The organism is Pseudomonas sp. GNP012, from assembly GCF_054343835.1.
The window spans coordinates 144271-167212 of the sequence record NZ_JBTGUU010000001.1; the positions used below are offsets into that span (position 1 = coordinate 144271).

The 22942-nt window shown below is 56.1% G+C and carries 16 protein-coding genes; 6 read left to right on the forward strand and 10 right to left on the reverse strand.

All coding sequences use genetic code 11. The annotated features are described in order from the left end of the window. Positions 1 to 94: 94 nt before the first annotated feature. The 3 genes from ACXX83_RS00590 to ACXX83_RS00600 all read left to right on the forward strand — a co-directional run bounded on the left by ACXX83_RS00590 (position 95) and on the right by ACXX83_RS00600 (position 5219). Positions 95 to 1684, forward strand: coding sequence for an alkaline phosphatase D family protein (locus tag ACXX83_RS00590; RefSeq protein ID WP_458547334.1), 1590 nt, complete (start codon positions 95 to 97; stop codon positions 1682 to 1684). A 283-nt stretch (positions 1685 to 1967) separates the two neighbouring features. Beyond that, complete coding sequence (locus ACXX83_RS00595; RefSeq protein ID WP_458547335.1) at positions 1968 to 4214, forward strand: alpha-xenorhabdolysin family binary toxin subunit A; 2247 nt, start codon at positions 1968 to 1970, stop codon at positions 4212 to 4214. Positions 4215 to 4319: 105 nt separating this feature from the next. Further along, a complete protein-coding gene (locus tag ACXX83_RS00600; RefSeq protein WP_458547336.1) occupies positions 4320 to 5219 on the forward strand; it encodes a hypothetical protein in 900 nt (299 codons plus the stop codon). Between the two features lie 38 nt (positions 5220 to 5257). Here the strand turns inward: ACXX83_RS00600 and ACXX83_RS00605 are convergent, their stop codons facing one another. Together ACXX83_RS00605 and ACXX83_RS00610 are read right to left on the reverse strand one after the other, a co-directional pair. After that, positions 5258 to 7786, reverse strand: a complete 2529-nt coding sequence (locus ACXX83_RS00605) for a PepSY domain-containing protein (protein WP_458547337.1) — start codon at positions 7784 to 7786, stop codon at positions 5258 to 5260. Between the two features lie 257 nt (positions 7787 to 8043). Then, entirely contained in the window at positions 8044 to 10368 is a 2325-nt protein-coding gene (locus ACXX83_RS00610; protein WP_458547338.1) for a TonB-dependent receptor, read from the reverse strand. A gap of 207 nt (positions 10369 to 10575) precedes the next feature. Between ACXX83_RS00610 and ACXX83_RS00615 the strand changes: the two genes are divergently transcribed. Both ACXX83_RS00615 and ACXX83_RS00620 read left to right on the forward strand, forming a co-directional pair. Next, positions 10576 to 11256 (forward strand): Fe2+-dependent dioxygenase, encoded by a 681-nt coding sequence (locus tag ACXX83_RS00615; RefSeq protein WP_007973074.1) that lies wholly within the window; start codon positions 10576 to 10578, stop codon positions 11254 to 11256. Further along, a complete protein-coding gene (locus ACXX83_RS00620; RefSeq protein WP_458547339.1) occupies positions 11253 to 12029 on the forward strand; it encodes a tetratricopeptide repeat protein in 777 nt (258 codons plus the stop codon). Before ACXX83_RS00615 ends, ACXX83_RS00620 begins: the two co-directional genes overlap by 4 nt. Positions 12030 to 12046: 17 nt before the next feature. Here the strand turns inward: ACXX83_RS00620 and ACXX83_RS00625 are convergent, their stop codons facing one another. The 8 genes from ACXX83_RS00625 to ACXX83_RS00660 all read right to left on the reverse strand — a co-directional run bounded on the left by ACXX83_RS00625 (position 12047) and on the right by ACXX83_RS00660 (position 20633). Next, complete coding sequence (locus ACXX83_RS00625) at positions 12047 to 13048, reverse strand: alpha-xenorhabdolysin family binary toxin subunit B (RefSeq protein WP_458547340.1); 1002 nt, start codon at positions 13046 to 13048, stop codon at positions 12047 to 12049. 31 nt (positions 13049 to 13079) lie between these two features. Then, on the reverse strand, positions 13080 to 14144 hold the full coding sequence (locus ACXX83_RS00630; RefSeq protein ID WP_458547341.1) for an alpha-xenorhabdolysin family binary toxin subunit A: 1065 nt from the start codon (positions 14142 to 14144) through the stop codon (positions 13080 to 13082). A 548-nt stretch (positions 14145 to 14692) separates the two neighbouring features. Further along, positions 14693 to 15856, reverse strand: coding sequence for a type III PLP-dependent enzyme (locus ACXX83_RS00635; RefSeq protein ID WP_217837179.1), 1164 nt, complete (start codon positions 15854 to 15856; stop codon positions 14693 to 14695). A gap of 750 nt (positions 15857 to 16606) precedes the next feature. Further along, entirely contained in the window at positions 16607 to 16984 is a 378-nt protein-coding gene (locus ACXX83_RS00640; RefSeq protein ID WP_458547342.1) for a hypothetical protein, read from the reverse strand. Between the two features lie 225 nt (positions 16985 to 17209). After that, entirely contained in the window at positions 17210 to 18367 is a 1158-nt protein-coding gene (locus ACXX83_RS00645; protein WP_458547343.1) for an osmoprotectant ABC transporter ATP-binding protein OsmV, read from the reverse strand. After that, entirely contained in the window at positions 18364 to 19017 is a 654-nt protein-coding gene (locus ACXX83_RS00650; RefSeq protein ID WP_217837181.1) for an ABC transporter permease, read from the reverse strand. Before ACXX83_RS00650 ends, ACXX83_RS00645 begins: the two co-directional genes overlap by 4 nt. Before the next feature lie 12 nt (positions 19018 to 19029). Continuing rightward, positions 19030 to 19923, reverse strand: a complete 894-nt coding sequence (locus tag ACXX83_RS00655; RefSeq protein WP_458547344.1) for a glycine betaine ABC transporter substrate-binding protein — start codon at positions 19921 to 19923, stop codon at positions 19030 to 19032. A 20-nt stretch (positions 19924 to 19943) separates the two neighbouring features. Continuing rightward, positions 19944 to 20633, reverse strand: a complete 690-nt coding sequence (locus ACXX83_RS00660; protein ID WP_458550151.1) for an ABC transporter permease — start codon at positions 20631 to 20633, stop codon at positions 19944 to 19946. A gap of 555 nt (positions 20634 to 21188) precedes the next feature. On the opposite strand from ACXX83_RS00660, the gene ACXX83_RS00665 reads away from it, so the two are divergent. After that, the gene (locus ACXX83_RS00665; protein ID WP_007973058.1) at positions 21189 to 22772 is read left to right on the forward strand and encodes a peptide chain release factor 3; all 1584 of its coding nucleotides are present in this window, start codon (positions 21189 to 21191) and stop codon (positions 22770 to 22772) included. Positions 22773 to 22942: the final 170 nt, after the last annotated feature.

A 22942-nucleotide genomic window follows, 5' to 3' on the forward strand; every position in this document is an offset into this window, starting at 1 on the left:
CACCAATAACTGTGGGTGGTAGGGTGTGGGAAGGATTTGTGTCATGTCTGGGTCATAGGGCCATGCATTGGTTTTCCATTTCAGGGAGAACCCCATGAGCGATTTCAATCTCGGGCGCCGTCGTGTCATGCAAGCGGTCGGCGCCGGGTTGTTGTTGCCGGGGCTGGCGCCGGCGGTGATCGCTTCGGTCAAGGATCGGCCACAACTCACCGACGGCGTGCAGTCCGGCGATCTGCTGGGTGACCGGGCGATCATCTGGAGTCGCTGCGACCGCCCCGCACGGATGGTGGTGGAGTGGGACACCCGCAGCCTGTTTCCCGACCCTCGGCGATTTGTCTCGCCCCTGGCTGATGCGCGCACCGATTTCACTGCCCGGGTCGAACTCACCGGGCTGCCCGCCGACCAGGCGATTTTCTATCGAGTGCAATTTGAAGACGCCCACAGCGGTGTTGTCAGTGAACCCTGGTTCGGTCACTTGCGCAGCGTGCCGCAGACCCGGCGCGACATCCGGTTTGTCTGGAGTGGCGACACGGCCGGCCAGGGCTTCGGTATCAACCCGGACATTGGCGGCATGCGCATCTACGAGTCGATGCGCCGGCGCCTGCCCGACTTCTTTATCCACAGCGGCGATACCATTTACGCCGACAACCCGATCCCGGCGCAGCTCAGCGCGGAAGGCGGCCGGGTGTGGCGCAACATCACCACCGAGGCCAAGAGCAAAGTCGCCGAGACCCTCGATGAGTATCGCGGCAATTACCGCTACAACCTGATGGACGAAAACATTCGCCGCTTCAATGCCGAGGTCCCGCAGATCTGGCAGTGGGACGACCACGAAGTGATGAACAACTGGTCGCCGGGCAAAAAGCCGGATGCACGGTACCAGAGCAAAGATATCCACAGCCTGGTGGACCGCGCGCGTCAAGCCTGGCTCGAATACGCGCCGATGCGCTTGCAGAGTGCCGAGAGTGGCGGGCGGATCTATCGCAAGCTTGGTTACGGGCCGCTGCTGGATGTGTTCGTGCTGGACATGCGCAGTTATCGCGGGGCCAACGACGACAACCTTGGCGAAGCCAGGCCGTTTCTCGGGCGTGAGCAACTGGACTGGCTCAAGCGCGAAATGCAGGCCTCGAACGCGCAATGGAAAGTGATCGCTACTGACATGTCCATCGGCCTTGGCGCGCCTGACGGTGAAGTCAGCCCCGGTGTCACGCGGTGGGAAGCGGTGGCCAACGGCGACCCTGGACCTGCCCGGGGTCGCGAACTGGAAATCGCCGAATTGCTCGGTTTCCTGCGGGCGCAGCAGGTGCGCAATTTCCTGTTTCTGACGGCGGATGTGCATTACTGCGCGGCCCATCATTACCACCCGGATCGGGCAGCGTTCCAGGACTTTGAACCGTTCTGGGAGTTTATTGCCGGGCCGTTGAATGCGGGCAGTTTCGGGCCTGACTCGCTGGATATGACCTTTGGTCCTGAAGTGGTATTCGAGAAGGCCTCCCCTGTGCATAACGCCTCGCCGTTTGCCGGATTTCAGTTTTTCGGCGAGGTGAATATCAATGGACAGACGGGGGCGTTGAACGTGGTGTTGCGCGATCTGAATGGTGTGTCGGTATTCGAGCAAACACTGTCACCGTGTGACTCGGCAGTTGCTCGCTATGTGGGAAATGTTTTTTGCACAAAAAGCTGATACTGGAAGTTGCGTGGTTTTATTTGTCATTACTGTCAAATGCATGGCTCTGGGTATTGGTATGTAGATGTTGGTTGAAGTTTCAGTGGCTCTCGTTAGTCGCTGAGTTTGATGTTTTTTGCTGGGGTTTTATCCCGGTTTTCTAGCTATCATATTTTCATATATTTAATCGCTTGATCGACATTGGCGGGTTGCTTACTTTCTTTTCTCAATTTTATGGCGATAAGCAGGCTATGAAAGTTAAATGGTCTGGTTAAGAGTCAAATTTTAGAAAGGAGTCGCTATGTCCGCTATATTGTGGGAAAAGAGCCTGGAAGGCAAAAATCACGAAGAAATTGCAGATCTTGCAGCCGTTGTCCCCCAATCACTAATGTCTTTGTCGACCGGGGGTACGAATGACATTACCCGCCCAAACGGTTTGATACTGACCAAAGCCCAAATCATTTCCCTGCGAAAGTACGAAGCCGTAGGGCTGGCACTTCCGACCAACGAGCGATCCCTTGCGACCTATCTGAACTTTGGCGACGAAGACGGTGGCAAGGGCTTCACAACCGAAGACTTTCTCGCATCTTTTACGAAGATAAACTCGCATGCCAGTTTGTGGTCCCCCCTGCGCTCTCGCATCATGCTGACGGGAACCCACTTGAAAGTGTTTGCTTTGAGCATGGAGGTATACCTTACTTCGGTCGAGGAAGTTTTCGCTGAAATCAAGCTGGCAAAGTCGCTGGGCACGCACAAAATCACCAACTACAAGGAGTTGCGTGACTGGGAAGTGAAAGAAGGCAAACCGTTCCCGGATCTTGCGTTGGAAGAGGACACCATCCCGAATCTGGGAGATGTTCTGGATCTGATCTTCGAACAGGTCAAGGAGCATCTGCAGACGGCCGTTGAAATCAAAATCGATCTAAATACGTTTAGTCGACAACTGACTAACGATGTCATTCCCACGATCAAGTTGCTGGCGCTGGCTCTCGAGAGCAATACGTACGCGGCGGATATCGAGAGTTTGAATAACGAGATCAAGGAACGCGCTAATCAGATTGATGAGTTGAATAAAGAGTACAAGGCGCTGGTAATGAAATCGCTTGAGTCGGCGAGCAATTTTTCGCTCATAGGGTTGGGGGTTGCCATCTATATCGGAGTCGAAGCTGAAAGTGTTCGATCCCGGCGCAATGATCTGAGCCGCCTCCAGGCAGCGGCCATCAATAGCCTTGAGAGCAAGTCCAAGACCCTGGGCTCGATCGCACGGATCAGAGGTGACATGCAGGATATGCAGACGGTCGCTCTGGAAGCTGAAGTGGCGACAAATAACGTGGTTCATACCTGGAATGTGCTCCATACCTACATCGAAAGCTCCGGAAAAGCGATCTCGAAGATCGAAGGCGGCGTTCGCTTGCTAGCCTTCATTACTCAATTTCGTTTGGTCGCTGCGCCATGGCGCGCAATCCACGACAGCGCGGATGAACTTGTTGAATTATTCCGCGAGGCGGAAATGGAATACATGAGGGAGTACGGTTTTCAAGGAAAAAGATCAAGGAGGTCTTTAATGCAAAGTGATATGTACCCTGGCGTGCAAACCGATGTCTTGCAGGGCAGCAGTTCGAAGCTGCGTAACATTGCAGTGGAAGCAAAGTTGTTGTTTATGAAGACTGATTATCTTCCGGACTTGAGCGAAAAATTTAAAACACTTTCGGTCGACATTTCGAGCTGCTCCAATGTGGTCAGGGAAAGGGCTCTGAAAACCGAATTTTTACTTAAATCCACGCTTGGACAGTTGATGTCGCTCGATGAAGAACTGCAAGAAGGTTCCGAAGAGGTCGATGAAATTAATGGCGAGCAGGCTGTGTTGTTAAATGAAGCACAGGCATCCGTCAGTGAAGTCTCCAACTCGTTGAGTGAGAGCCTCAAGAATATCAACGCAGACTACGACGAGACGACCGTGCAGGGATTCAAAGCCTCGTTGATTAATGACGTTTCAGAGCGTGAAGTCGTATTGGAACGTTTGGATTCCAGCCTGACTGATCTTGAAAAAAAACGTGCAGTCATCAACGAAGCTGTGGATGAACTCAATAAACTCGGAATTTCCGGTATTACCAAAAATATCGAACTGAGTGTTGAAACGGTCAAGAAACTTGGTGCAAAGCCATCTCAGGTTGATCTTGTGCTGGCAGCGATCGAAAAAGTGAAACAGGACCTGGAGGGCGCAGTCAAGAGTGTTTCCTTTGTCTTGATGGTAAAACAGAATCAGGTACTTCGTGATAAGACTTTGGAGGTACAGGCGCAAATCGCTGCCGAAAAGCGTAGCGCACGAATCACTGCCGACAAGATCAAGCTGATCGAAGTTTTTGGCGAGATGAATGAACAGCGCAAGCTCTACGTGACAGAGTTCGAAAAGATCGACAAAACAGTGTCGAGTTTCTTGAACTCGATGAAGGCTCATCAGGCTATGCCCTTGAGTAAGCAGATTTCAGAATTTTTCTCTACCGCCAATGGTTTTGTCGGTTACCTGAATCAGCTTTCTTATCTGTAAGTATTACGTTTCATACCGCCCTTGAATGGCCGTGCGTCGAGCCGCTCGATGCACGGTTATTTAATGATTCTATTACTCGGGATTGAATATTCACAGGAGGCGCCTATGAGCGACGAGAGCAGGGATGTCCTGTTTTTTCAGGAAGATGATTTTATTTCGTTGCGCGCATACAAATTGTTCTTGAACGAGGTGCTCCACAGGGATTTCATCACTCACTCCACCCCTGAGACATCAAAGGTGCTAAGTGCCTATGCGCAGAAGTTGAGTGAAGAGGCTGACGCCGATCTCTCCAGATTTCAGTCCTTGGTGGATGATGTGGAGTCGGTAAGGGCGGGAGTGCTTGCCTGCGTCGATCAAGCCCGAGATCTTCGGCAGGTTTTCATTGAGGCCAAGCCAGGCGTGACGCGTTATCGACGGGTGGCTGTTGATACTTTGGGGTGCGCTCCTTTCGACTTCCACCAACCTCACCTTGGCATTTGCAGCTTTTACAACGTTTCCGGAGTCGTCAGCTATTTCATTGAGCAGTGCCGCACCAACCTGAAAACAGTTGAACGGTACAGATTGAATGTCTCCTCGATGGAGCGAGGAATTCATCCAATGTTCTACCGCATCGTTGCAGCAAGAAAACAAAAAATAGAGGCGTATGGCTACTCACCGCAAAAGCCTCCTTCGGGTTCCGGGACCTCCCCCTTCGATTTCAGGAGGCCGTACAGAGGAGATCCTGAACCGCAAACGCTGGAGCTGTATCGTTTGACAGGCATATACGCGTCCTCCGCTTCCGCGCTATTCAACTTCGGCAATTTTCTGAACAGGATTCAGCTGTTATTGACGGTGATGATTGACAGGCTTTCATCAATAACAGCTTCCTCGACGTATTCGACAGTGCTCTTGGTGCTGAACCTGGTTGCCAGCTTGCTGAACCCACTGCAACTGCGGATAGACAGGTTGCAGGAGTGGTCAGACTTCATGCGCCATAAAGGTAAATATGCTGTTGAAGAACAATGAGCAACGTGGAGTTGTAGCCGGATGAGATCCGGCTGCACTCAATAGACGTCGCGGCGATAACGGTTTTGTTCGATAAGCGTTTCTACCTGCGCTGCTCCCAGGACTTCCTGCAACACTTGATCAACCCCGCTGGCCATCCCATGCATACTGCCGCAGATGTAAATCACCGCACCCTCTGCCAGCCATTTTTTCAGTTCCTCGGCCGACTCCTTCAAGCGATCCTGCACGTAGATCTTCTCGGCCTGATCCCGCGAGAAGGCCAGGTCGAGACGCGCCAGATCACCGTTGATCAACCATTCTTCCAGTTCCGCGCGGCAGAGGAAATCGTGCTCACGATTTCGCTCGCCAAACAGCAGCCACTGACGCTGTTGGCCGTCAGCAATCCGTGCCTTGAGCAAACTGCGTAACCCGGCCAGACCCGTGCCGTTACCCAGCAGAATCATCGGCACCGGCTGGTTCGGCAAATGGAATCCGCTGTTACGCCGTACCCTCAGGCTGATGCTGCCACCCACCGGCGTATGTTCGGTCAACCAGCCGGAACCAATGCCGAGGCTGCCGTCGGCATGCCGTTCCTGGCGCACGATCAGCTCCAGCACGCCGTCTGCTGCAATTGAGGCGATCGAGTATTCACGCACAGCCAAAGGGACCATCGCATCGACCAATGATTGAGCATGCAGGCCCACCAGATGCGCGCGGTGTTCCGGCAGTTGACGCGACGCCAGCGCTACTTCAAGCGGCTCTTCGAGGCCGTTGATTTTCACTGTGGTCTCGCCACGAATACCGAGGCCGTCGAGGAAGTGTTCGATGGCCCACGGGCAGTTGCGTGGCAGCACTTCGACGAGATCGCCGGCAAGCCAACTGCTGGTGTTCGGAGCAATCAGGCCCAACAGATAAACCGGCGAACCGCTGCTGTCAGGGTTCATCAGTTCGCGACGCACCAGTGTCCAGTTGTCGTAGCTCGGTGCCTGCCAGGTATCGACCGGTGCCTGCCCGGTGAGCAGACCGAGCTGGGTTTGCCAGTGACGCAGGGCGTAGGGGTCACCACTGTCGACTTCCACTGGCGCGAACAACGTCTTGCCGCCGTGTTCGCCCAGCCACTGATGCAGGCGTTTGGCGAACCCGCAAAAGTGTTGATATTGACGATCACCGAGACCGAGCACGGCGTAGTTCAGGCTGTCGAGCGTCGAAGTCCTACCCAGTACCTTGCGCTCGAAACCGCGAGCACTGTCCGGTGCATCGCCGTCACCAAAGGTGCTGACCACGAACAGCGCATTACTGGAATCACGCAAATCCTGTTCGCTGACATTTGCCAGTGGCTGCACCTTCACCGCTAATCCGGCGGCCTGCAATTGGCCGGCAGTCTGCCACGCCAGCTGCTCGGCAAAACCACTTTGGCTGGCGAAGCCGATCAGCCACGCTGGCACATCGCTGGCGGTTTGCACGAGGTCTTTGCGCGCATCCTTGATCTGTCTTTTTTTGCGGCGACGATCCAGGTACAGCATCCAGCCGGTGACGAAGAACAGCGGCATGCTCAGCGCCGTAAGGGTCAGGATGATGCGCCCGACGATGCCGAAGTAACTGCCGACGTGCAGTGCATAGATGCTGGTCAGCAGTTGCGCCTTGAGGCTCTTGTCGCTATAGCGGTCAACCCGTTTGACCACGCCCGTGGCCGGGTCGAGGGTGATCTGGTTCAGCGCCCGGTCGTGGGGCGAGGTTTTCAGCAGGAAGTAAACGGTCGCTGGCTGGCCGGCCACTGGCGGCATGCGCACGTTATAGGAACTGAGTTGCGGGCCGGCAGCGCTGTAGATACTGCTCCACATTGCCGCATAATCGGCTGTTGGTGCCGGACCTTGCGGCGCAGGGCCACGTCCGCCGCGAACGCGTTCGTTCTGCGGTGAGTCGGAGAGCAACCGGGTCAGGCCCTTGTTGTACCACTCGTAGGACCAGGACAACCCGGTCAGCGCTGCCAGGAGGTAAAACACCAGGCACCAGGTGCCGGCCACCGAGTGCAGGTCCCAGTTGAAGCTGCGACCCTTTTTCTTCCAGTCCAGGGTCAGCCAGGCGCGCCAGCTTCTCCACTGGCGAGGCCAGCGCAGGTACAGGCCGGACAGGCAGAAGAACACCAGGATCAACGTGCACGCACCGGTGATCTGCCGACCCGTGTCGCCCATGGCGAGGAAGCGGTGCAGTTGCAGCATCAGGCCGAAGAAATCCTTGCCGCTGGCGTCGCCGAGGAATTCGGCGGTGTACGGGTCGAAGTAGCGCATCTCGCCACGGCGTTCACCCGGCGGCGGGGTGAACCACACTTTGGCGGCGTTGCCGCTGTCGGTTTCCACGGTGAGCATCGAGACTTTTTTGCCCGAAGCGTCTTCGATGTGCTCCACCAGTTCGGCAGGCGGCAGCACACCGGCGAGCTGTTTTTCGACCTGCAATACAGAAGGGTTGAGTGTGCTCAGGATTTCATCCTGAAACGACACCGCCGCCCCGGTAATGCCCATCAGGGCCAGGACCAGCCCGGCGCTGATGCCGAAAAACCAGTGCAACTGGAACAGGGTTTTCTTCAACACGTCACTCGCCTTGTTCGTTCAAGTTGATTCATCACGGCGCGCATTATGCCGTGGGGTTGTCGAGAAGCATTTTTTTACGCGCAAAAGCCCCGTTCATCTGGATGAACGGGGCCTGCGCCAACACCGACCTCTGCAGGAGCGAGCTTGCTCGCGATGAACTCAAGAACGACGTGGGGTTTCAGGCTAACCGCGTCATCGTTGACGACCATCGCGAGCGAGCTCGCTCCTACAGAAGAGGTTGCGTATTCAAATGTCCATCAGAAGTGGAAGTTGGTGCTCAGCAACGCGGTGCGACCGGCCGCCTGGTTGGCGAAGTGAGTCGAGAACGCCTTGTCGTAGTAGGTTTCGTCCGTCAGGTTCTGCACGTTCAGTTGCAGGTCGACGTTTTTGCTCAGCTTGTAGGCTGCCATCGCGTCGTAACGAACGTAGGAGTCAACCATGGTGGTGTTGGCCACGTTGCCGAACACGTCATCGACATAGAACGCACCGCCGCCGATGGTCAGCTTCGGCGTGACCTGATAGGTCGTCCACAGGCTGGCGCTGTTTTTCGGCGTGTTCGGCAGTTCGTTACCGTCGTTGGCTTTGTTTGCCGGCATATCACCGCCATCGATTTGTTCACTGTCCATGTAGGCGTAACCGGCGAAGACCTGCCATTTGTCGGTGAGCTTGCCGCTGGCCGACAGTTCGACACCTTGAACGCGGGTTTTACCGGCGTTCTCATAAGTGGTGGTGTTGGTTTGCACCCGAGCGTTGTCTTTCTCGGTGCGGAAGATATCGGCGGTCACGGACAGACGATCGTTCAACAGGTCCCACTTGGTACCAATTTCGTAGTTCTTGGTGGTTTCCGGCTCCATGTCGCTTTTCAGCAGGTTGCCGTTGCGATCCGGTGTGCCACCCAACGGGTTGCCCTCCGAACCTTCGCCCAGGGTGTTGCCCGGTGGCGTGGCGGACGTCGCGTAGGACGCATAGATGCTGCCGTTTTCCGCAGGTTTGTACACCACGCCGAACTGACCGGTGACGAATTCGCTGGTGTCATCGCCCTTGGACGTGGTCACGCTGGAACCGTTGAAGGTTTTGTAGCTGGTGTCGAAATGGTCGTAGCGCAGGCCCATGTTCACCAGCCACTGCTCGGACAACGTCAGGGTGTCGAACACATACAGTGCGTAAGTGTCGGCCTTGGTGTCGGTGCCGGCGTAGTTACGCGAGATGGCGCCGTTCCACGGATCATTCGGGTTCGGATTGGACAGCGAGGTGCAGTTGTAGCCACTTGGCGCGCCGATCAGGGCCGGCGAACAGTTGGTGGTTACCGGGGTTGTTCCCGGGGTGGTGTCCGTGTTGACGTTGTACGAGGACTTTTGGTTTTCCTCATGGGTGTACTCGACACCGGTGGAGAAGCTGTTCTTGAAACCGGCGATGTAGACATCACCAAACAGGTCGGTCTGGTTGGTGGTGGTCTCGGTGTTGCTCACGCGGGTGTTCGCGCGGCGCCAGACGGTACCATTGTTGACGTTGCCTTTACTGTCGTCCGGCTGGGTCAGGATGTAGTCCTGCATGCTGGTGCCGTGACGCAGGGTGTTCTTGATGGTCAGCGCGTCGCTCAGGTCGTGCTCGATGGCGAAGGTCGCCGTATCGACGCGGGTCTTGCGGAAGTCGCGGTCGTTCAGGCCATAGAAGTTGCTGCTGTCGCCGCCGTCATTCGGCTTGTCCGGATTGGCTTTGGTACGCGCAGCCGCGCCACCGGCCGGGATCGAATACGGAATGCCCGAATCCGGCGTGTCGTTGCTTTCGAGGTGGTAATAGTCGAGGTTGACGCGAGTGTCCGTACCCAGGCCGAAGGCCAGGGACGGTGCAACACCCCAGCGGTCGTAGTTGACGCTGTCACGCCCGGCGACGTTGCTCTCGTGGCTCAGCAGGTTCAGACGGCCAGCGGCGGTGTCGGTGAACTGGTAGTTGCCGTCGAAGGTGTAGCGTTGGGTCTGGTCGGAACCCCAGGTGAAACCACCGTCGAGCGAATCGCCCAGGTGCGCTTTCTTGCTGACCAGGTTGATGCTGCCGCCCGCTGCGCCACGGCCGCCGATCGCGGAGTTCGGGCCTTTGCTGACTTCAATCGATTCAACGGCGAAGATCTCGCGGCTCTGGGAGCCGGTATCGCGCACGCCGTCCAGATAGGTGTCGCCCTGGGCGTCGAAGCCGCGGATGAACGGACGGTCGCCTTGCGGATTACCGCCTTCACCGGCACCGAAGGTGATGCCTGGAACAGTGCGCAACGCGTCCTGCAGGTTGAGCGAACCGGTGTCTTTCAAGACTTGCTGCGGAACAACGGTCACCGAGCGCGGCGTGTCGATCAGCGGCGCGGTGTACTTGGGCGAGGAGGCTTTCTCTACGTTGTAGCTTGTCTCGTCCTGGGCTTCGCCGGTGATGGCGGTGGCGCCCAGCGAAATCACATTGTCCGGTGCTTTTCCGTCGGTTTTCTCCGCCGCGAAAACCATGTGGCCCGCAGAGCCGGCAGTAATCGCCATGCCGATGGCCGATGCGAGCAGACGTGGTGAACTGACCGGTACTTGTGGTTGTTGACGCGACATTTGAATTCCCCTCCCCAAGGATTTGAGGCCGCGAAATATAGGGTAAATAGGTATTCGTAACAATTGCGAAACATTACTATTCGCACTGAATTTACAATCTTTACAATTTAACCTTACGGTTTCTGCTGACTCATTCGTCGGATGTGTTTTACATTGGCAATAAGAATCAATACCATTAGCGCCCCTTTCGTATTCAGGTGTCTTGTCATGCTGCTGCACATTCCAGGCCTGTTCGAGAAAGACGAAGTGCAGCGCATTCGCGAGGCTCTGGAACAGGCCGATTGGGCCGATGGCAAGATCACCGCCGGCTTCCAGTCGGCCAAGGCCAAGCACAATTTGCAACTGCCGGAAGGCCACCCGTTGGCCAAGGAGATCGGCGCGGCGATGCTGGAGCGGCTGTGGAAAAATCCGCTGTTCATGTCGGCTGCTCTACCGCACAAAGTCTTTCCTCCGTTGGTGAACTGTTACACCGCCGGTGGCAGTTTCGATTTCCATATCGACAACGCGGTGCGTCAGCCCAAAGGCAGCATCGAGCGGGTGCGCACGGATTTGTCCGCCACGCTGTTCTTCAGCGAGCCTGAGGATTACGACGGCGGCGAGCTGGAGATTCAGGACACCTTCGGCACCCAGCGAGTGAAACTGCCCGCCGGCGACATGGTGCTGTACCCGGGCACCAGCCTGCACAAGGTCAACGCGGTGACACGCGGAACGCGACTCGCCTCGTTTTTCTGGACGCAAAGCCTGGTGCGCGAAGACAGTCAGCGCGCCTTGTTGTTCGAGATGGACGGGGCCATCCAGCAACTGACCCGCGATGTCCCTGATCATCCATCGCTGATCCGCCTGACCGGCACCTATCACAATCTGTTGCGTCGCTGGGTCGAGGTATGAGTTTTCAACTGCGGCGTGAGGAAGTGCTCGACGGTGCGCAGCTCAGCGCCATGCTTGAAGAAAGTCCGGCCCGTGCCGCGCAGGCGATTCTTCTCGCTGCGGGCCAGGGCATTGTTGAAGCGCAGGCGCTGCTGGGGCAGATCCTGCTCGACGGCCGTGGCATCGCCCAGGATCAGCCTCTGGCCCTGCGCTGGTTCGGCATCGCTGCCGGGCAAGGTTACCTGATGGCGCGCAACATGCTCGGGCGTTGCCATGAGCACGGGTGGGGTTGTGTCGCTGATGAGTCGATTGCCGCACGGCACTATCGAAGTGCCGCCGATGCCGGGCTGGACTGGGCGATGTACAACCTGGCCAATCTGCTCGCCACCGGGCGCGGAGTGCCTGAGGATCAACTTCAAGCCCTGGCTCTGTATCAACGCGCCGCTGAAGCCGGCCACGTCAAATCGATGAACCTGCTGGGACGTTATCTGGAAGAAGGGCGGGTGTGCCCGATGGATCTGACAGCGGCGCACAACTGGTATCGACGTTCCGCCGAGGGTGGGGACTTTCGCGGGCAGTTTAGTCACGCCGCGATCCTGGCCGAAACCGGGCGAATCGAAGAGGCACTGCAATGGCTTCGCAAGGCGCTAGTGATCGGCAGCTTGAAGTTCTTGCGGGTCAGCAGCGAATCGCTGCTTATGTCCCCGCATCCGCAGATACGCGCCATGGGTGCCGAGTTCCGTCAGCGTCTGTCGGCCCATGGCGCCGAGGTTCCTGCCCTACATCGCCGTTGAAGGGCAGGCGCCATCAATCAGCCGCGCAACCAGCGTCCCTGAAGGGGGATCAGGTAATTGCGCAAGGCCTGGCTGTGTTCAAGCACTCGCTCGCCGCGGAGCAGGGTGTCTTCGTCGGGCGCAGCCATGACCGCGCCGAGAAACGCTGACAATGCGTCCACCAACTTACCGGTTTCGCTGACGTAGGTTTGCAGGTGTGGCACGACTTTCTGTGTATCGTTCAACTGGCGAGTCATGTCGTCGTTGTCCCGCAATTGTTTGGCCAGTGACGCCACGCGCTCCTCACGTTGAGCAAGGCGCGTGTGGATGATTTGTCGCGCATTGATCAGGTCGTTGTATTTGATCAGCTCGTTGGCTTCGTCGAGAAACTTGTTGGCGACAATCAGTCCGGCTTCCAGCGCTGCAGCTTCAGGTGGTTTGGGCTTGTTGCCGATCATTGCCTTCAGTTGTTCGAGCAAAGGCTTGATTCGATCAATGAATGTCAGCTTTTCAAACTCTGTAATCGCCAGGTTCAGAACATTCTCATCCTCTTTCAATTCAGCCAGAGGTATATTCTCGGCGCTGTATTCGCCGTCCAGATTGATTTTGGCGGCGGCGAGTTCTTCGAGCCTGAAACGGTTGTTGCTGATGGTGATGCTCTGCACGCCAAACACACCGTTGTGCAGTGACGAGTGCAGCTTGGTCATTTGCTCGGTGCACAACTTGATCAGTTGCGTGACGTTTTGCGAATACACCTTGCGTGCTTTTTCAGCTTCAGCGTTTGAATCATCACCTTTGAGATTGACCAGTGCTTGCAGGTTTTCATTCAGTTCGTCCGTGTCCAGCGCCGAAATTGCCGAAGTGATGGTGTTGGCAACCGTCAGGTCCAGTTCACTGACGGCAGCATTCAAGCCGAGCAACTCATCGCTCAGGGCTTTGAGGTACAGATTAGCGGAGCCAATGATCGCCTGATAACGAATAGCCTCGCGACTTTCTTGAATACGGGCGAGGTCGGGTTGGTCATAGGAAACGTTTGTCATGAAAATACTCTTCTTTATTGATTAGATGGGATTAGTCGAAAGCACTGATCAGTTGGTTCGAATTGGATTGAACTGTTTTCCAGTTTTTAAGAACAACCTTGAAGCTCGATACAAAGCCTCTGAGGGTCAGGAAGTCTTTCATGCCCATAACTTTGTTTTGCGAGGCGTTGATGTAATCGGTAATGGAGATCCACAGCGTCTCCAATTGCGAGGTACTCTGGATAGCGCCCTCTACATAAATCGACATACTGCTCAATCCAGTCTGAAACTCCATGAGGGTGCCGGCGAGAATGTTTTTTTGCTTGACCTGTTCCGTCAATAAGTCTCGTTGAGTGATCAGCGGGCGCAAGTGGGCTGCCTGCTGCACCTCGAGCAGACGGTAATACATCGATGAGCTGCCATTGATGCCAGCGGCAAATCCGAGGATATGCTCGAAAAAGTTGGGTTCAGTCTCTTTGGTTTTTTCATCTATTCGTTGCTGGGCCAGATCGATGTCGGCATTCAGTTCGGTGAGTTGTCGGTTGATTTGCTCGTCGCTGGCCAGCTTCAGTTTTTCGCCAATGTTGATCGCAACCTTATCGTTAAGATCAGACTTGAAATATTTCAGGCGCCCGTTGACGTCCTGGCTGCTGAGTTTTTTCTCTTCGATCGAACTTGCAATGAACGCCAGCGACTCCTGTATGGAGCCAAATCGGTTCCTCTCTGTCTTGCCGATTTCCAGGGGTGGAAGGCTATTGATTTCTTCCTCGGTCAGCGAGTCGATGGTGCCCAGGTAGTCTATGTAGCCGGGCATGGTCTCGGCGGCGTCGATAATGTTCTGGCCGAAACTTTCCAGATCCTCCGAGAAGGTTGCCAGGCTACTGGCCACACGTTTCATCGAATACTCGATGTCTGCCCAGAGGCTGGCGTTTTTTGTGATCGAGATATACAGCTCGACAATATCGATTAGCTCCAGCCCGACAATGTCGGTGTGGTCTGTTTTTAATTGTTTTTCAACGTCTTCGGTACTTTGAGGTAGTTCTTTGGCGGCAGAAATGTAATTTTTTATTTTTTTGATGTCATTTTTGGTGATGTATGGACTTTGAATCGGTTGCACTTTTAACTTCCTTGAAGTGTGATTTGAATCCTTAGCTTAAGGTTGTTGTTGATTTTGAGTATATGTATTGAGTGTGACGAGTTGTTGGTTGTTTTTTGTTGTTTCTTTGAAAGTTTTGAATTGAGGGCGCGGTGATGGCGATTTTTTGCACTGCATGAGTGGGTTGTGTTTGATTTTTATATTTGATTGTTTGTGTGTGGTGGTGTTTCGAGAAAAGTTGATTTGCGGCGCTGATTGATTTCCGTTCTGTATGATCGGATTGGCGCTGCAAAAGAATAGTCAATATTAAAAGTTCGGAGAAGATAAGGCGTCGGATCAGGAGTATGAGAACAATCGTCTGGCCATTCGGAGTGGGGCAATGATGTATTTACAGGAAAACAATTTGGCAGCACCAACGTTCAACCCGTCAGTCAGGTGGATTTCAGGTTGTTCAGCCTTTCCAGATCGCCAGCCTGGAAGTTGTTTCGATGCTTGGCCATCTTGAGGTCTGGACACACGCAAATAAAAAAGGCCCATGAATACATGGGCCTTTTTCAAGCGGCGTGGGGTTACACGTAGAACGATTTCAGCGGCGGGAAACCATTGAACTCGACAGCGCTGTAACTGGTGGTGTACGCACCGGTCGACAGCCAGTACAGGCGATCACCGATGGCCAGGTTCAGCGGCAGGCCGTATTTGTAGTTTTCGTACATGATGTCGGCGCTGTCGCAGGTAGGGCCGGCGATGACCACTTCTTCCATCTCGCCCTTTTTCTCGGTCCAGATCGGGAACTTGATGGCTTCGTCCATGGTTTCGATCAGGCCGGAGAACTTGCCCACGTCCGTGTACACCCAACGCTCTACCGCGGTACGGGATTTACGCGCGACCAGCACCACTTCGCTGACCAGGATGCCGGCGTTGGCGATCAGCGAGCGGCCCGGTTCCAGGATTATTTCCGGCAGGTCATCACCGAAGTCTTCCTTGAGGAAGCGGATGATTTCTTCCGCGTAGGTCTCCAGGCTGTTGGTGCGGGTGATGTAGTTGGCCGGGAAGCCGCCGCCCATGTTGATCAGCTTCAGGTGGATGCCGTCTTCTTCTTTCAGGCGCTCGAAGATCACTTTGACCTTGGCGATCGCCGCGTCCCAGACGCTGATGTCACGCTGCTGCGAGCCGACGTGGAACGAGATGCCGTAAGGCACCAGGCCCAGGTCGCGAGCGAGGATCAACAGGTCCATGGCCATGTCGGTCTGGCAGCCGAATTTGCGCGACAACGGCCAGTCGGCGGTGGTCGAGCCTTCGGTCAGGATACGCACGTAGACTTTCGAACCCGGTGCGGCCTTGGCAATGTTGCGCAGGTCGGCTTCGGAGTCGGTGGCGAACAGGCGCACGCCCTTGTCGTAGAAGTAGCGGATGTCCTTGGATTTCTTGATGGTGTTGCCGTAGCTGATGTTGTCGGCGCTGACGCCGCGGCCCAGCACTTTGTCCAGCTCATAGATCGAGGCGATATCGAAGCTCGAGCCTTTCTCTTTGAGCAGGTCAATGATTTCGACGGCCGGGTTGGCCTTGACCGCGTAGTAGACCTTGGCGAATTCGAAACCGGCGCGCAGGTCGTCGTAGGCCTGGGCGATCATCGCGGTGTCGATCACCACGAACGGGGTTTCCTGTTTGTCGGCGAACGCCTTCATTTTCTGAAAGGTTTCACGCGCGAAATAGTCTTCGACCTGGATCGACATACCTGGGAGCTCCTACTGGCAAACGTTAGTAATCAATGGGTGCAAATGAACGTCCTCCGTATCCCCACTTTGGTTCGCCTACTTCCCAAGGCATGTCGCCGAAAGCAAAAAGGCCATGGGATGTGCAGCTTTCCCTTGGCCTTGCTGTCTCGTCGTCAGTACTTGAGCCGGATGGATCGTTTCCAGCATGGACGTTCGGCGCGAACTTTAGGGCGTGAGGGGCTTGAGATCAACAAAAAATGTCGCGTTTTTGCACTCTTCTGACGCGCGTTGCGGGCATCACTCTTTGTAACCGACTCAGATGACAGGCGGATGTTCCCGAAGAATTACGAAGTGTTAAAAATACCTGCACGTTCGATGCTTTTGTACACAAAATCCCTGATAACTACGATGGCGTCAATATCGGCGAAGTTGGCTGCCAGAAGGTGAGCTTAAAGGGGGGCTGGCTATTTCAGAAGGTATTTATGGATGGCTTTTTCGGGCGGTGCTGTTGATATTTTTTTCCGGCCTGCGAATCACTAAAAAATCGCAGAGATCTGTGGGGGCGAGCTTGCTCGCGATAGCGTAATGTCAGTCAACGACGTTGTTGGCTGTGAAAATGCCATCGCGAGCAAGCTCGCTCCCACAGGTTTTGCATTTTTACTGAGTCATATGGGCTGTCAGGCAACTACGGCTGCTGCGCTCCCGAACAGGAGCAAAATCGATCAGGGCGACACTGTTTGACCGACGAAATATGGGAGCGGTCGCCGATCAATAGACATTAAGCCTAAGGCTTACGCTCTTGCGAATGGCTGGGTACTGCTGCGTGGTAACGGTAAATTGAATAATGGTGTTTTGTTGCACATTGTTTAACGTGAATGTCCCGTTCATGTTTCCAGGACCTCGATTGATAGTGGCGCCGGCTGTAGTTGTCGTCCATGCGGAAGTAACGCCTGTAACCTCCCTGCCGTCTTTGTCGACGAGTTTTGCCGCGATCACCAATTTGAAGTTTCCCCCTTTTTTGACAAGCTGCGGGTCTGCTAGACCTCCTATGATGATTTGTGTGGGTGGACCAGCCATGACCTTTGTCTCCACGGAGCTGGCTTCTGGTGTCAGTGTGGCGGGTGATGTCGAATTGTTGGTTTTCATGGGTGACCTCTATAACCTGGTAAGTTTATTTGTGAGAGCGTGTCGCTGTGCTCCCGATTGAGTAGAGCTTTTTCCAGGCAATAGCGGAGCTATCACTTTTGACAGTCTTTGATGTTCGTTTGTTAACGATTGCAAATTTACATGGCGCCAGCACTTGACCCAATCTCCGTTTTTCCTCTTGAGGTGGTGATGGGCCAAGCGAAATGGACTATGGAAGATAATCAATCAAGTGAGTGCTACTTCTGCTGGTGAAACAATACTGGTCTTGGCACCGCGGGAGCGACCCGAGCTCAGATAAGCCGCAATCGACTCCTGAGTGACCTCGCCAAGGAACACCCGCTCGGCATCCATCACCGGCAACCACGACCGGTTGAACTCGTACATGCGCGATAGCAGGATGCGTAAATGCTCGTCGTACGCGGCCGTGGCGTTGAACTCGCGCTGGTACTGCGCGCAGGTACCGGTCTGACGGTGCAGGTCGCGGCGTCGTACATAACCCAGGGCTTTATTCTCGGCACAAGTGACCACCACGTAGCGACGGTCATGTTCGTCCATCAACTCCAGCGCTTCAGCCACCGGGGTTTGCGGGCTGACGGAGGGCGCGTTGTCCGCCGCGTCTTCGGCTTTCACCAGCAGCAGGCGCTTGAGCGTGCTGTCCTGGCCGACGAAGTTGCTGACAAACTCATCCGCCGGGTGCGCGAGCAAGGTGTCCGGGTGATCGATCTGCAATAGCTTGCCGGCGCGGAAGATCGCGATCTTGTCGCCGAGCTTGATCGCCTCGTCGATGTCATGGCTGACCATGATCACGGTCTTGTTCAGCGCCCGCTGCATCTCGAAGAATTCGTTCTGGATCATCTCGCGGTTGATCGGGTCGACCGCGCCGAACGGTTCGTCCATCAACAGCAATGGCGCATCTGCCGCCAAGGCGCGAATCACGCCGATCCGTTGTTGCTGACCACCGGACAACTCCCGTGGATAGCGATGCAAGTACTGCTTGGGTTCGAGCTTGATCATGCTCATCAATTCGCGGGCGCGGTCGTGGCATTTTTGTTTGTCCCAACCGAGCAGTTTCGGTACGACCACGATGTTCTCTTCGATGGTCATGTTCGGGAACAGGCCGATCTGCTGGATCACGTAACCGATGTTGCGGCGCAGCGTCACTTCGTCGAGGCCGGTGGTGTCTTCGCCGTTGATCAGGATCTTGCCCGAGGTCGGAGTGATCAGGCGGTTGATCATTTTCAGCGTGGTGCTTTTGCCGCAACCCGATGGCCCGAGGAACACGCAGATTTCGCCTTCATTGACGGTCAGACTCACCGAGTCCACGGCTTTCACATCCTTGCCGTTGCTTTGGAAGGTCTTGCTGAGGTTTTGAAGTTCGATCATTTGAGCAGTCCTTTTGGAGTCAGCGAGCGTTGCAGCACTTGCAGGATCAGGTCGGCGATGATCGCCAGCACACTGACCAGCACGGCGCCGACGATCAGCATCGACATGTCGCTGCGGCTGATGGAAGCGAGGATGAGTACACCGAGGCCACCGGCACCGATGGTGGCGGCGATGGTCATGACGCCGATGTTCATGACCACGGCGGTGCGTACGCCGGCAAGGATCACCGGCACGGCGATGGGCAGCTCAACCATGCGCAGGCGTTGGCCGAACGTCATGCCGATGCCGCGCGCCGCTTCGCGGATTCCCGGTTCGACGCTGGTCAGGGCCAGGTAGGTGTTACGCATGATCGGCAGCAGTGAATAGAGAAACACTGCGGTGATCGCTGGCATCGGGCCGAGGCCCTGGCCGAATCTGGAGTAGAACGGCAGCAACAGGCCGAACAGGGCAATCGACGGCACCGTCAGCAGCACTGTTGCACTGGCCTGCAAAGGCCCGGCGAGGCTCGGGAAACGCGTCATCAGGATGCCCAAAGGCACGCCGACCAGAATCGCCAGGGTCACGGCAATGCCGACCAGCGTGATGTGTTGCCCGGTCAGATGCATCGCCTGTTGCCAGTCGAGATGGGAAAAGGCGTTCAAGAATTCCATTACTTCTCCTTCTCAGTTCAATGGATGCTGGCGCAGGAAATCGGCGGCCACGGCTGAAGGACTCTGGTGATCGACATCCACCCGCGCGTTGAGCTCGCGCATGGTGTTGTCGTCGAACAGTCCCGCCAGTGGCTTGAGCTGTGCAGCCAGTTGCGGATGCGCATCGAGGAAGGCCTGACGCACCACGGGCGCGGCGGTGTAGTCGGGGAAGTAGTGCTTGTCGTCTTCCAGCAATTTCAGCTTGAAGGCGTTGAGGCGACCATCAGTGGTGTAGACCAGGCCGGCAAACACCTGGCCATTGCGCAGCGCGGTATAGACCAGCCCGGCGTCCATCTGCCGGATGTTTTTGCGGGTCAGGTTCATGTCGTACAGCTGCACCATGCCTGCGAGTCCGTCCGAACGGTTGGCGAACTCGGTATCCAGCGCCACCAGATTGTTGGTCTCGGCCTCGTTGTGCAGCACCCTGTTCAGCTCACTGATGGTGTTGATCTGCGGGTATTGGTCAGCGATGTTTTTCGGCAGGGCGAGGGCGTAGGTGTTGCTGAATTTCGACGGAGTGAGCCAGACCAGGCCTTTTTGTGCGTCGAGTTCTCTTACCCGCGCGTAGGACTGTTCGCTGTCGAGTTTTTCGGTTACATGGTTGTAGGCCACCAGCGACACACCGGTGTATTCCCAGAGCATGTCCAGTTGACCGCTTTCGTGGGCGCTGCGGGCCAGATTGCTGCCCAGGCCGCCGGTCACTTGCACGTCGTAACCCTTGGTGCGCAGGTATTGCGCGGTGATTTCCGCCAGCAGGGTCTGTTCGGTGAACACCCGGGCGCCGATGCGGATCAACGGTTTTTCCGCGGCCTGGGCAAATCCTGCGCACAGCAGAACGCAGCCTAGTAAAAAGCTTGTTGTTTTCATGAGATTTCCTTTGCCGAGGCTTAATTCGGGCGCAGGCCGCGTTCGAGCCAGAGGCGACTGCCAAGGGTGACCATGCCGTCCAGCAACAGGGCCAGCAACGCGGTGCATGCGGCACCGAGCAGCAACTGCGACTGATTGTTCAGGGCAATGCCGGGGAATATCAGGCTGCCAAGACTGTTGGCGCCGATCAGGAACGCCAGCGGTGCCGTCCCGACATTGATCGCCAACGCCACGCGCACGCCACCAATGATGATCGGCACGGCGTTCGGCAGCTCGACTTTCCACAGCACTTGGTGCGGCGTCATGCCGATGCCGACGGCGGCTTCCTTGAGCGAGCCCTGAACGTTTTTCAGGCCCTCATAAGTGTTGCGCACGATGGGCAGCAAGGAGGCGAGGAACAGGGCGAAGATGGCCGGGCCGCTGCCGATGCCGAGGATGCCCAGGGCAAGGGCCAGGACGGCCAGAGGCGGAACGGTGTTGCCGATGTTGAAGAGCTGCATGAAACGTTCAGCGCGACCGACCATGGACGGGCGGCTGAGCAAGATACCGGCGGGGATGCCCATGACAAGGGCGGCCAGCATGGACGCGAGGACGAGAATCAGATGAGCTTGCAGGTAAAACAACAAATCGTCGCGGTAGTGTTCGATCGTGTTGATGCCGATCCATTGGACCAGCTGGGCCAGAAGGGCGATTACCAACGCGCCTCCCATCAGCCCTTTGCCATAGCGGATAGCCACAGGCGGACTCCTTTTTTCAGTCGGCGAACACTTTTTCGCGTGGCAACGCCATTCCTGGCTGCCGAAAAAATGATCGCGAGAAGCAGCTCATGCCGAGCGCGTTCCACTGTAGGAGCGAGCTTGCTCGCGAAAAACGTCCAGGCAACGCATACATTCGCTACCCAGCGTTATCGTTGAAGTCCATCGCGAGCGGGCTCGCTCCTACAGGGGGTGGCGCAGGGCAATCGAGCCATGAGCACAGCCTCGTCAGGCCGAATTGCAGGTGTTTCAGGCCCCCGACGAGTGGTCGTTACGGGGGAGTGGACGTCTCCGTGCTTTAAAAGGTTCCCACATTAAATGCCATGTGGCCACCTGTAGGAGCTGCCGAAGGCTGCGATCTTTTGGCGTTTTCAATGACGCCGAAGATCAAAGGATCGCAGCCTTCGGCAGCTCCTACAGGGGGATCGGGGTGTATGGACGGTGGTCCGTAGATCACTTTTTAAGCTATACTCGCCGCCCTTTTTTGAATCACCTGCCAGGCGATTTCCCATGACCAAACAGGCCGCCGAAGTCGCGAAACGCCGCACTTTCGCCATTATTTCCCACCCCGATGCCGGTAAGACCACCATCACCGAGAAGCTCTTGCTGATGGGCAAGGCGATCGCGGTAGCCGGTACGGTGAAATCTCGTAAATCCGACCGCCATGCCACCTCCGACTGGATGGAAATGGAAAAGCAGCGTGGTATTTCCATTACCACGTCGGTCATGCAATTCCCGTATCGCGAGCACATGATCAACCTGCTCGACACCCCGGGCCACGAAGACTTCTCCGAAGATACCTACCGCACCCTGACGGCGGTGGACTCGGCGTTGATGGTTCTCGACGGCGGTAAAGGTGTAGAGCCACGGACCATCGCCCTGATGGACGTCTGCCGTCTGCGTGACACGCCGATCGTCAGCTTCATCAACAAACTCGACCGTGACATCCGCGACCCGATCGAACTGCTCGACGAAATCGAAGCCGTCCTCAAGATCAAGGCTGCGCCGATCACCTGGCCGATCGGTTGCTACCGTGACTTCAAAGGCGTGTATCACCTCGCCGACGACTACATCATCGTGTACACCGCCGGTCACGGCCATGAGCGCACCGAAACCAAGATCATCGAGAAGCTCGATTCCGATGAAGCCCGTGCGCACCTGGGTGACGAGTACGAACGTTTCCTAGAACAGCTTGAACTGGTGCAGGGCGCCTGCCACGAGTTCAACCAGCAGGAATTCCTCGACGGTCAGTTGACCCCGGTGTTCTTCGGTACGGCGCTGGGCAACTTCGGTGTCGACCACGTCCTCGACGCCGTCGTTGATTGGGCTCCGCGCCCGCTGGCCCGGGTGGCCAATGAGCGCACCGTGGAGCCGGTGGAAGAGAAGTTCTCGGGCTTCATCTTCAAGATCCAGGCGAACATGGACCCGAAACACCGCGACCGCATCGCCTTCATGCGTATCTGCTCCGGCAAGTACGAAAAAGGCATGAAGATGCGCCATGTGCGCACCGGCAAGGACGTGCGGATCGGCGACGCGCTGACCTTCTTCTCCTCCGAGCGTGAGCAACTGGAAGAGGCGTTTGCCGGCGACATCATCGGCCTGCACAACCACGGCACCATCCAGATCGGCGACACCTTCAGCGAAGGCGAAGTCCTGGGCTTCACCGGCATCCCGCACTTCGCCCCGGAACTGTTCCGCCGCGTGCGCCTGAAGGATCCGCTCAAATCCAAGCAACTGCGCCAGGGCTTGCAGCAGCTGGCCGAAGAAGGTGCGACCCAGGTGTTCTTCCCGGAACGCAGTAACGACATCATCCTCGGCGCCGTCGGTGTACTGCAGTTCGATGTGGTCGCCAGCCGTTTGAAAGAGGAATACAAGGTCGAGTGCTCCTACGAGCCGATCACTGTTTATTCCGCGCGCTGGATCGAATGCAGCGACAAGAAGAAGCTTGAGGAGTTCTCCAACAAGGCTGTGGAAAACCTGGCACTGGACGGCGGCGGTCACCTGACCTACCTCGCGCCTACGCGGGTCAACCTGGCACTGATGGAAGAGCGCTGGCCGGACGTGAAATTCCGCGCGACCCGCGAGCATCACTAAGCGCTGAATGGCGACACCCGAAAGCCCGCTGTGAAAACAGCGGGCTTTTTTTGTGGATTGATTTTGCGCTGGAGGCGATTGCGTAGGTCTTTTCCTTCGCATTTGTAGTCCGCCTCTGCTTTTGCCCTATGTGGGAGATTTGCCTGCGACGAGTCAGTCATTGGCGTTTA

Excerpts from the sequence above, each read along its gene's own strand:
- ACXX83_RS00590 (WP_458547334.1), top strand. The coding sequence starts at position 95 with ATGAGCGATTTCAATCTCGGGCGCCGTCGTGTCATGCAAGCGGTCGGC.
- ACXX83_RS00595 (WP_458547335.1), top strand. The coding sequence starts at position 1,968 with ATGTCCGCTATATTGTGGGAAAAGAGCCTGGAAGGCAAAAATCACGAA.
- ACXX83_RS00600 (WP_458547336.1), top strand. The coding sequence starts at position 4,320 with ATGAGCGACGAGAGCAGGGATGTCCTGTTTTTTCAGGAAGATGATTTT.
- ACXX83_RS00610 (WP_458547338.1), bottom strand. The coding sequence starts at position 10,368 with ATGTCGCGTCAACAACCACAAGTACCGGTCAGTTCACCACGTCTGCTC.
- ACXX83_RS00615 (WP_007973074.1), top strand. The coding sequence starts at position 10,576 with ATGCTGCTGCACATTCCAGGCCTGTTCGAGAAAGACGAAGTGCAGCGC.
- ACXX83_RS00620 (WP_458547339.1), top strand. The coding sequence starts at position 11,253 with ATGAGTTTTCAACTGCGGCGTGAGGAAGTGCTCGACGGTGCGCAGCTC.
- ACXX83_RS00625 (WP_458547340.1), bottom strand. The coding sequence starts at position 13,048 with ATGACAAACGTTTCCTATGACCAACCCGACCTCGCCCGTATTCAAGAA.
- ACXX83_RS00635 (WP_217837179.1), bottom strand. The coding sequence starts at position 15,856 with ATGTCGATCCAGGTCGAAGACTATTTCGCGCGTGAAACCTTTCAGAAA.
- ACXX83_RS00640 (WP_458547342.1), bottom strand. The coding sequence starts at position 16,984 with ATGAAAACCAACAATTCGACATCACCCGCCACACTGACACCAGAAGCC.
- ACXX83_RS00645 (WP_458547343.1), bottom strand. The coding sequence starts at position 18,367 with ATGATCGAACTTCAAAACCTCAGCAAGACCTTCCAAAGCAACGGCAAG.
- ACXX83_RS00650 (WP_217837181.1), bottom strand. The coding sequence starts at position 19,017 with ATGGAATTCTTGAACGCCTTTTCCCATCTCGACTGGCAACAGGCGATG.
- ACXX83_RS00655 (WP_458547344.1), bottom strand. The coding sequence starts at position 19,923 with ATGAAAACAACAAGCTTTTTACTAGGCTGCGTTCTGCTGTGCGCAGGA.
- ACXX83_RS00660 (WP_458550151.1), bottom strand. The coding sequence starts at position 20,633 with ATGGGAGGCGCGTTGGTAATCGCCCTTCTGGCCCAGCTGGTCCAATGG.
- ACXX83_RS00665 (WP_007973058.1), top strand. The coding sequence starts at position 21,189 with ATGACCAAACAGGCCGCCGAAGTCGCGAAACGCCGCACTTTCGCCATT.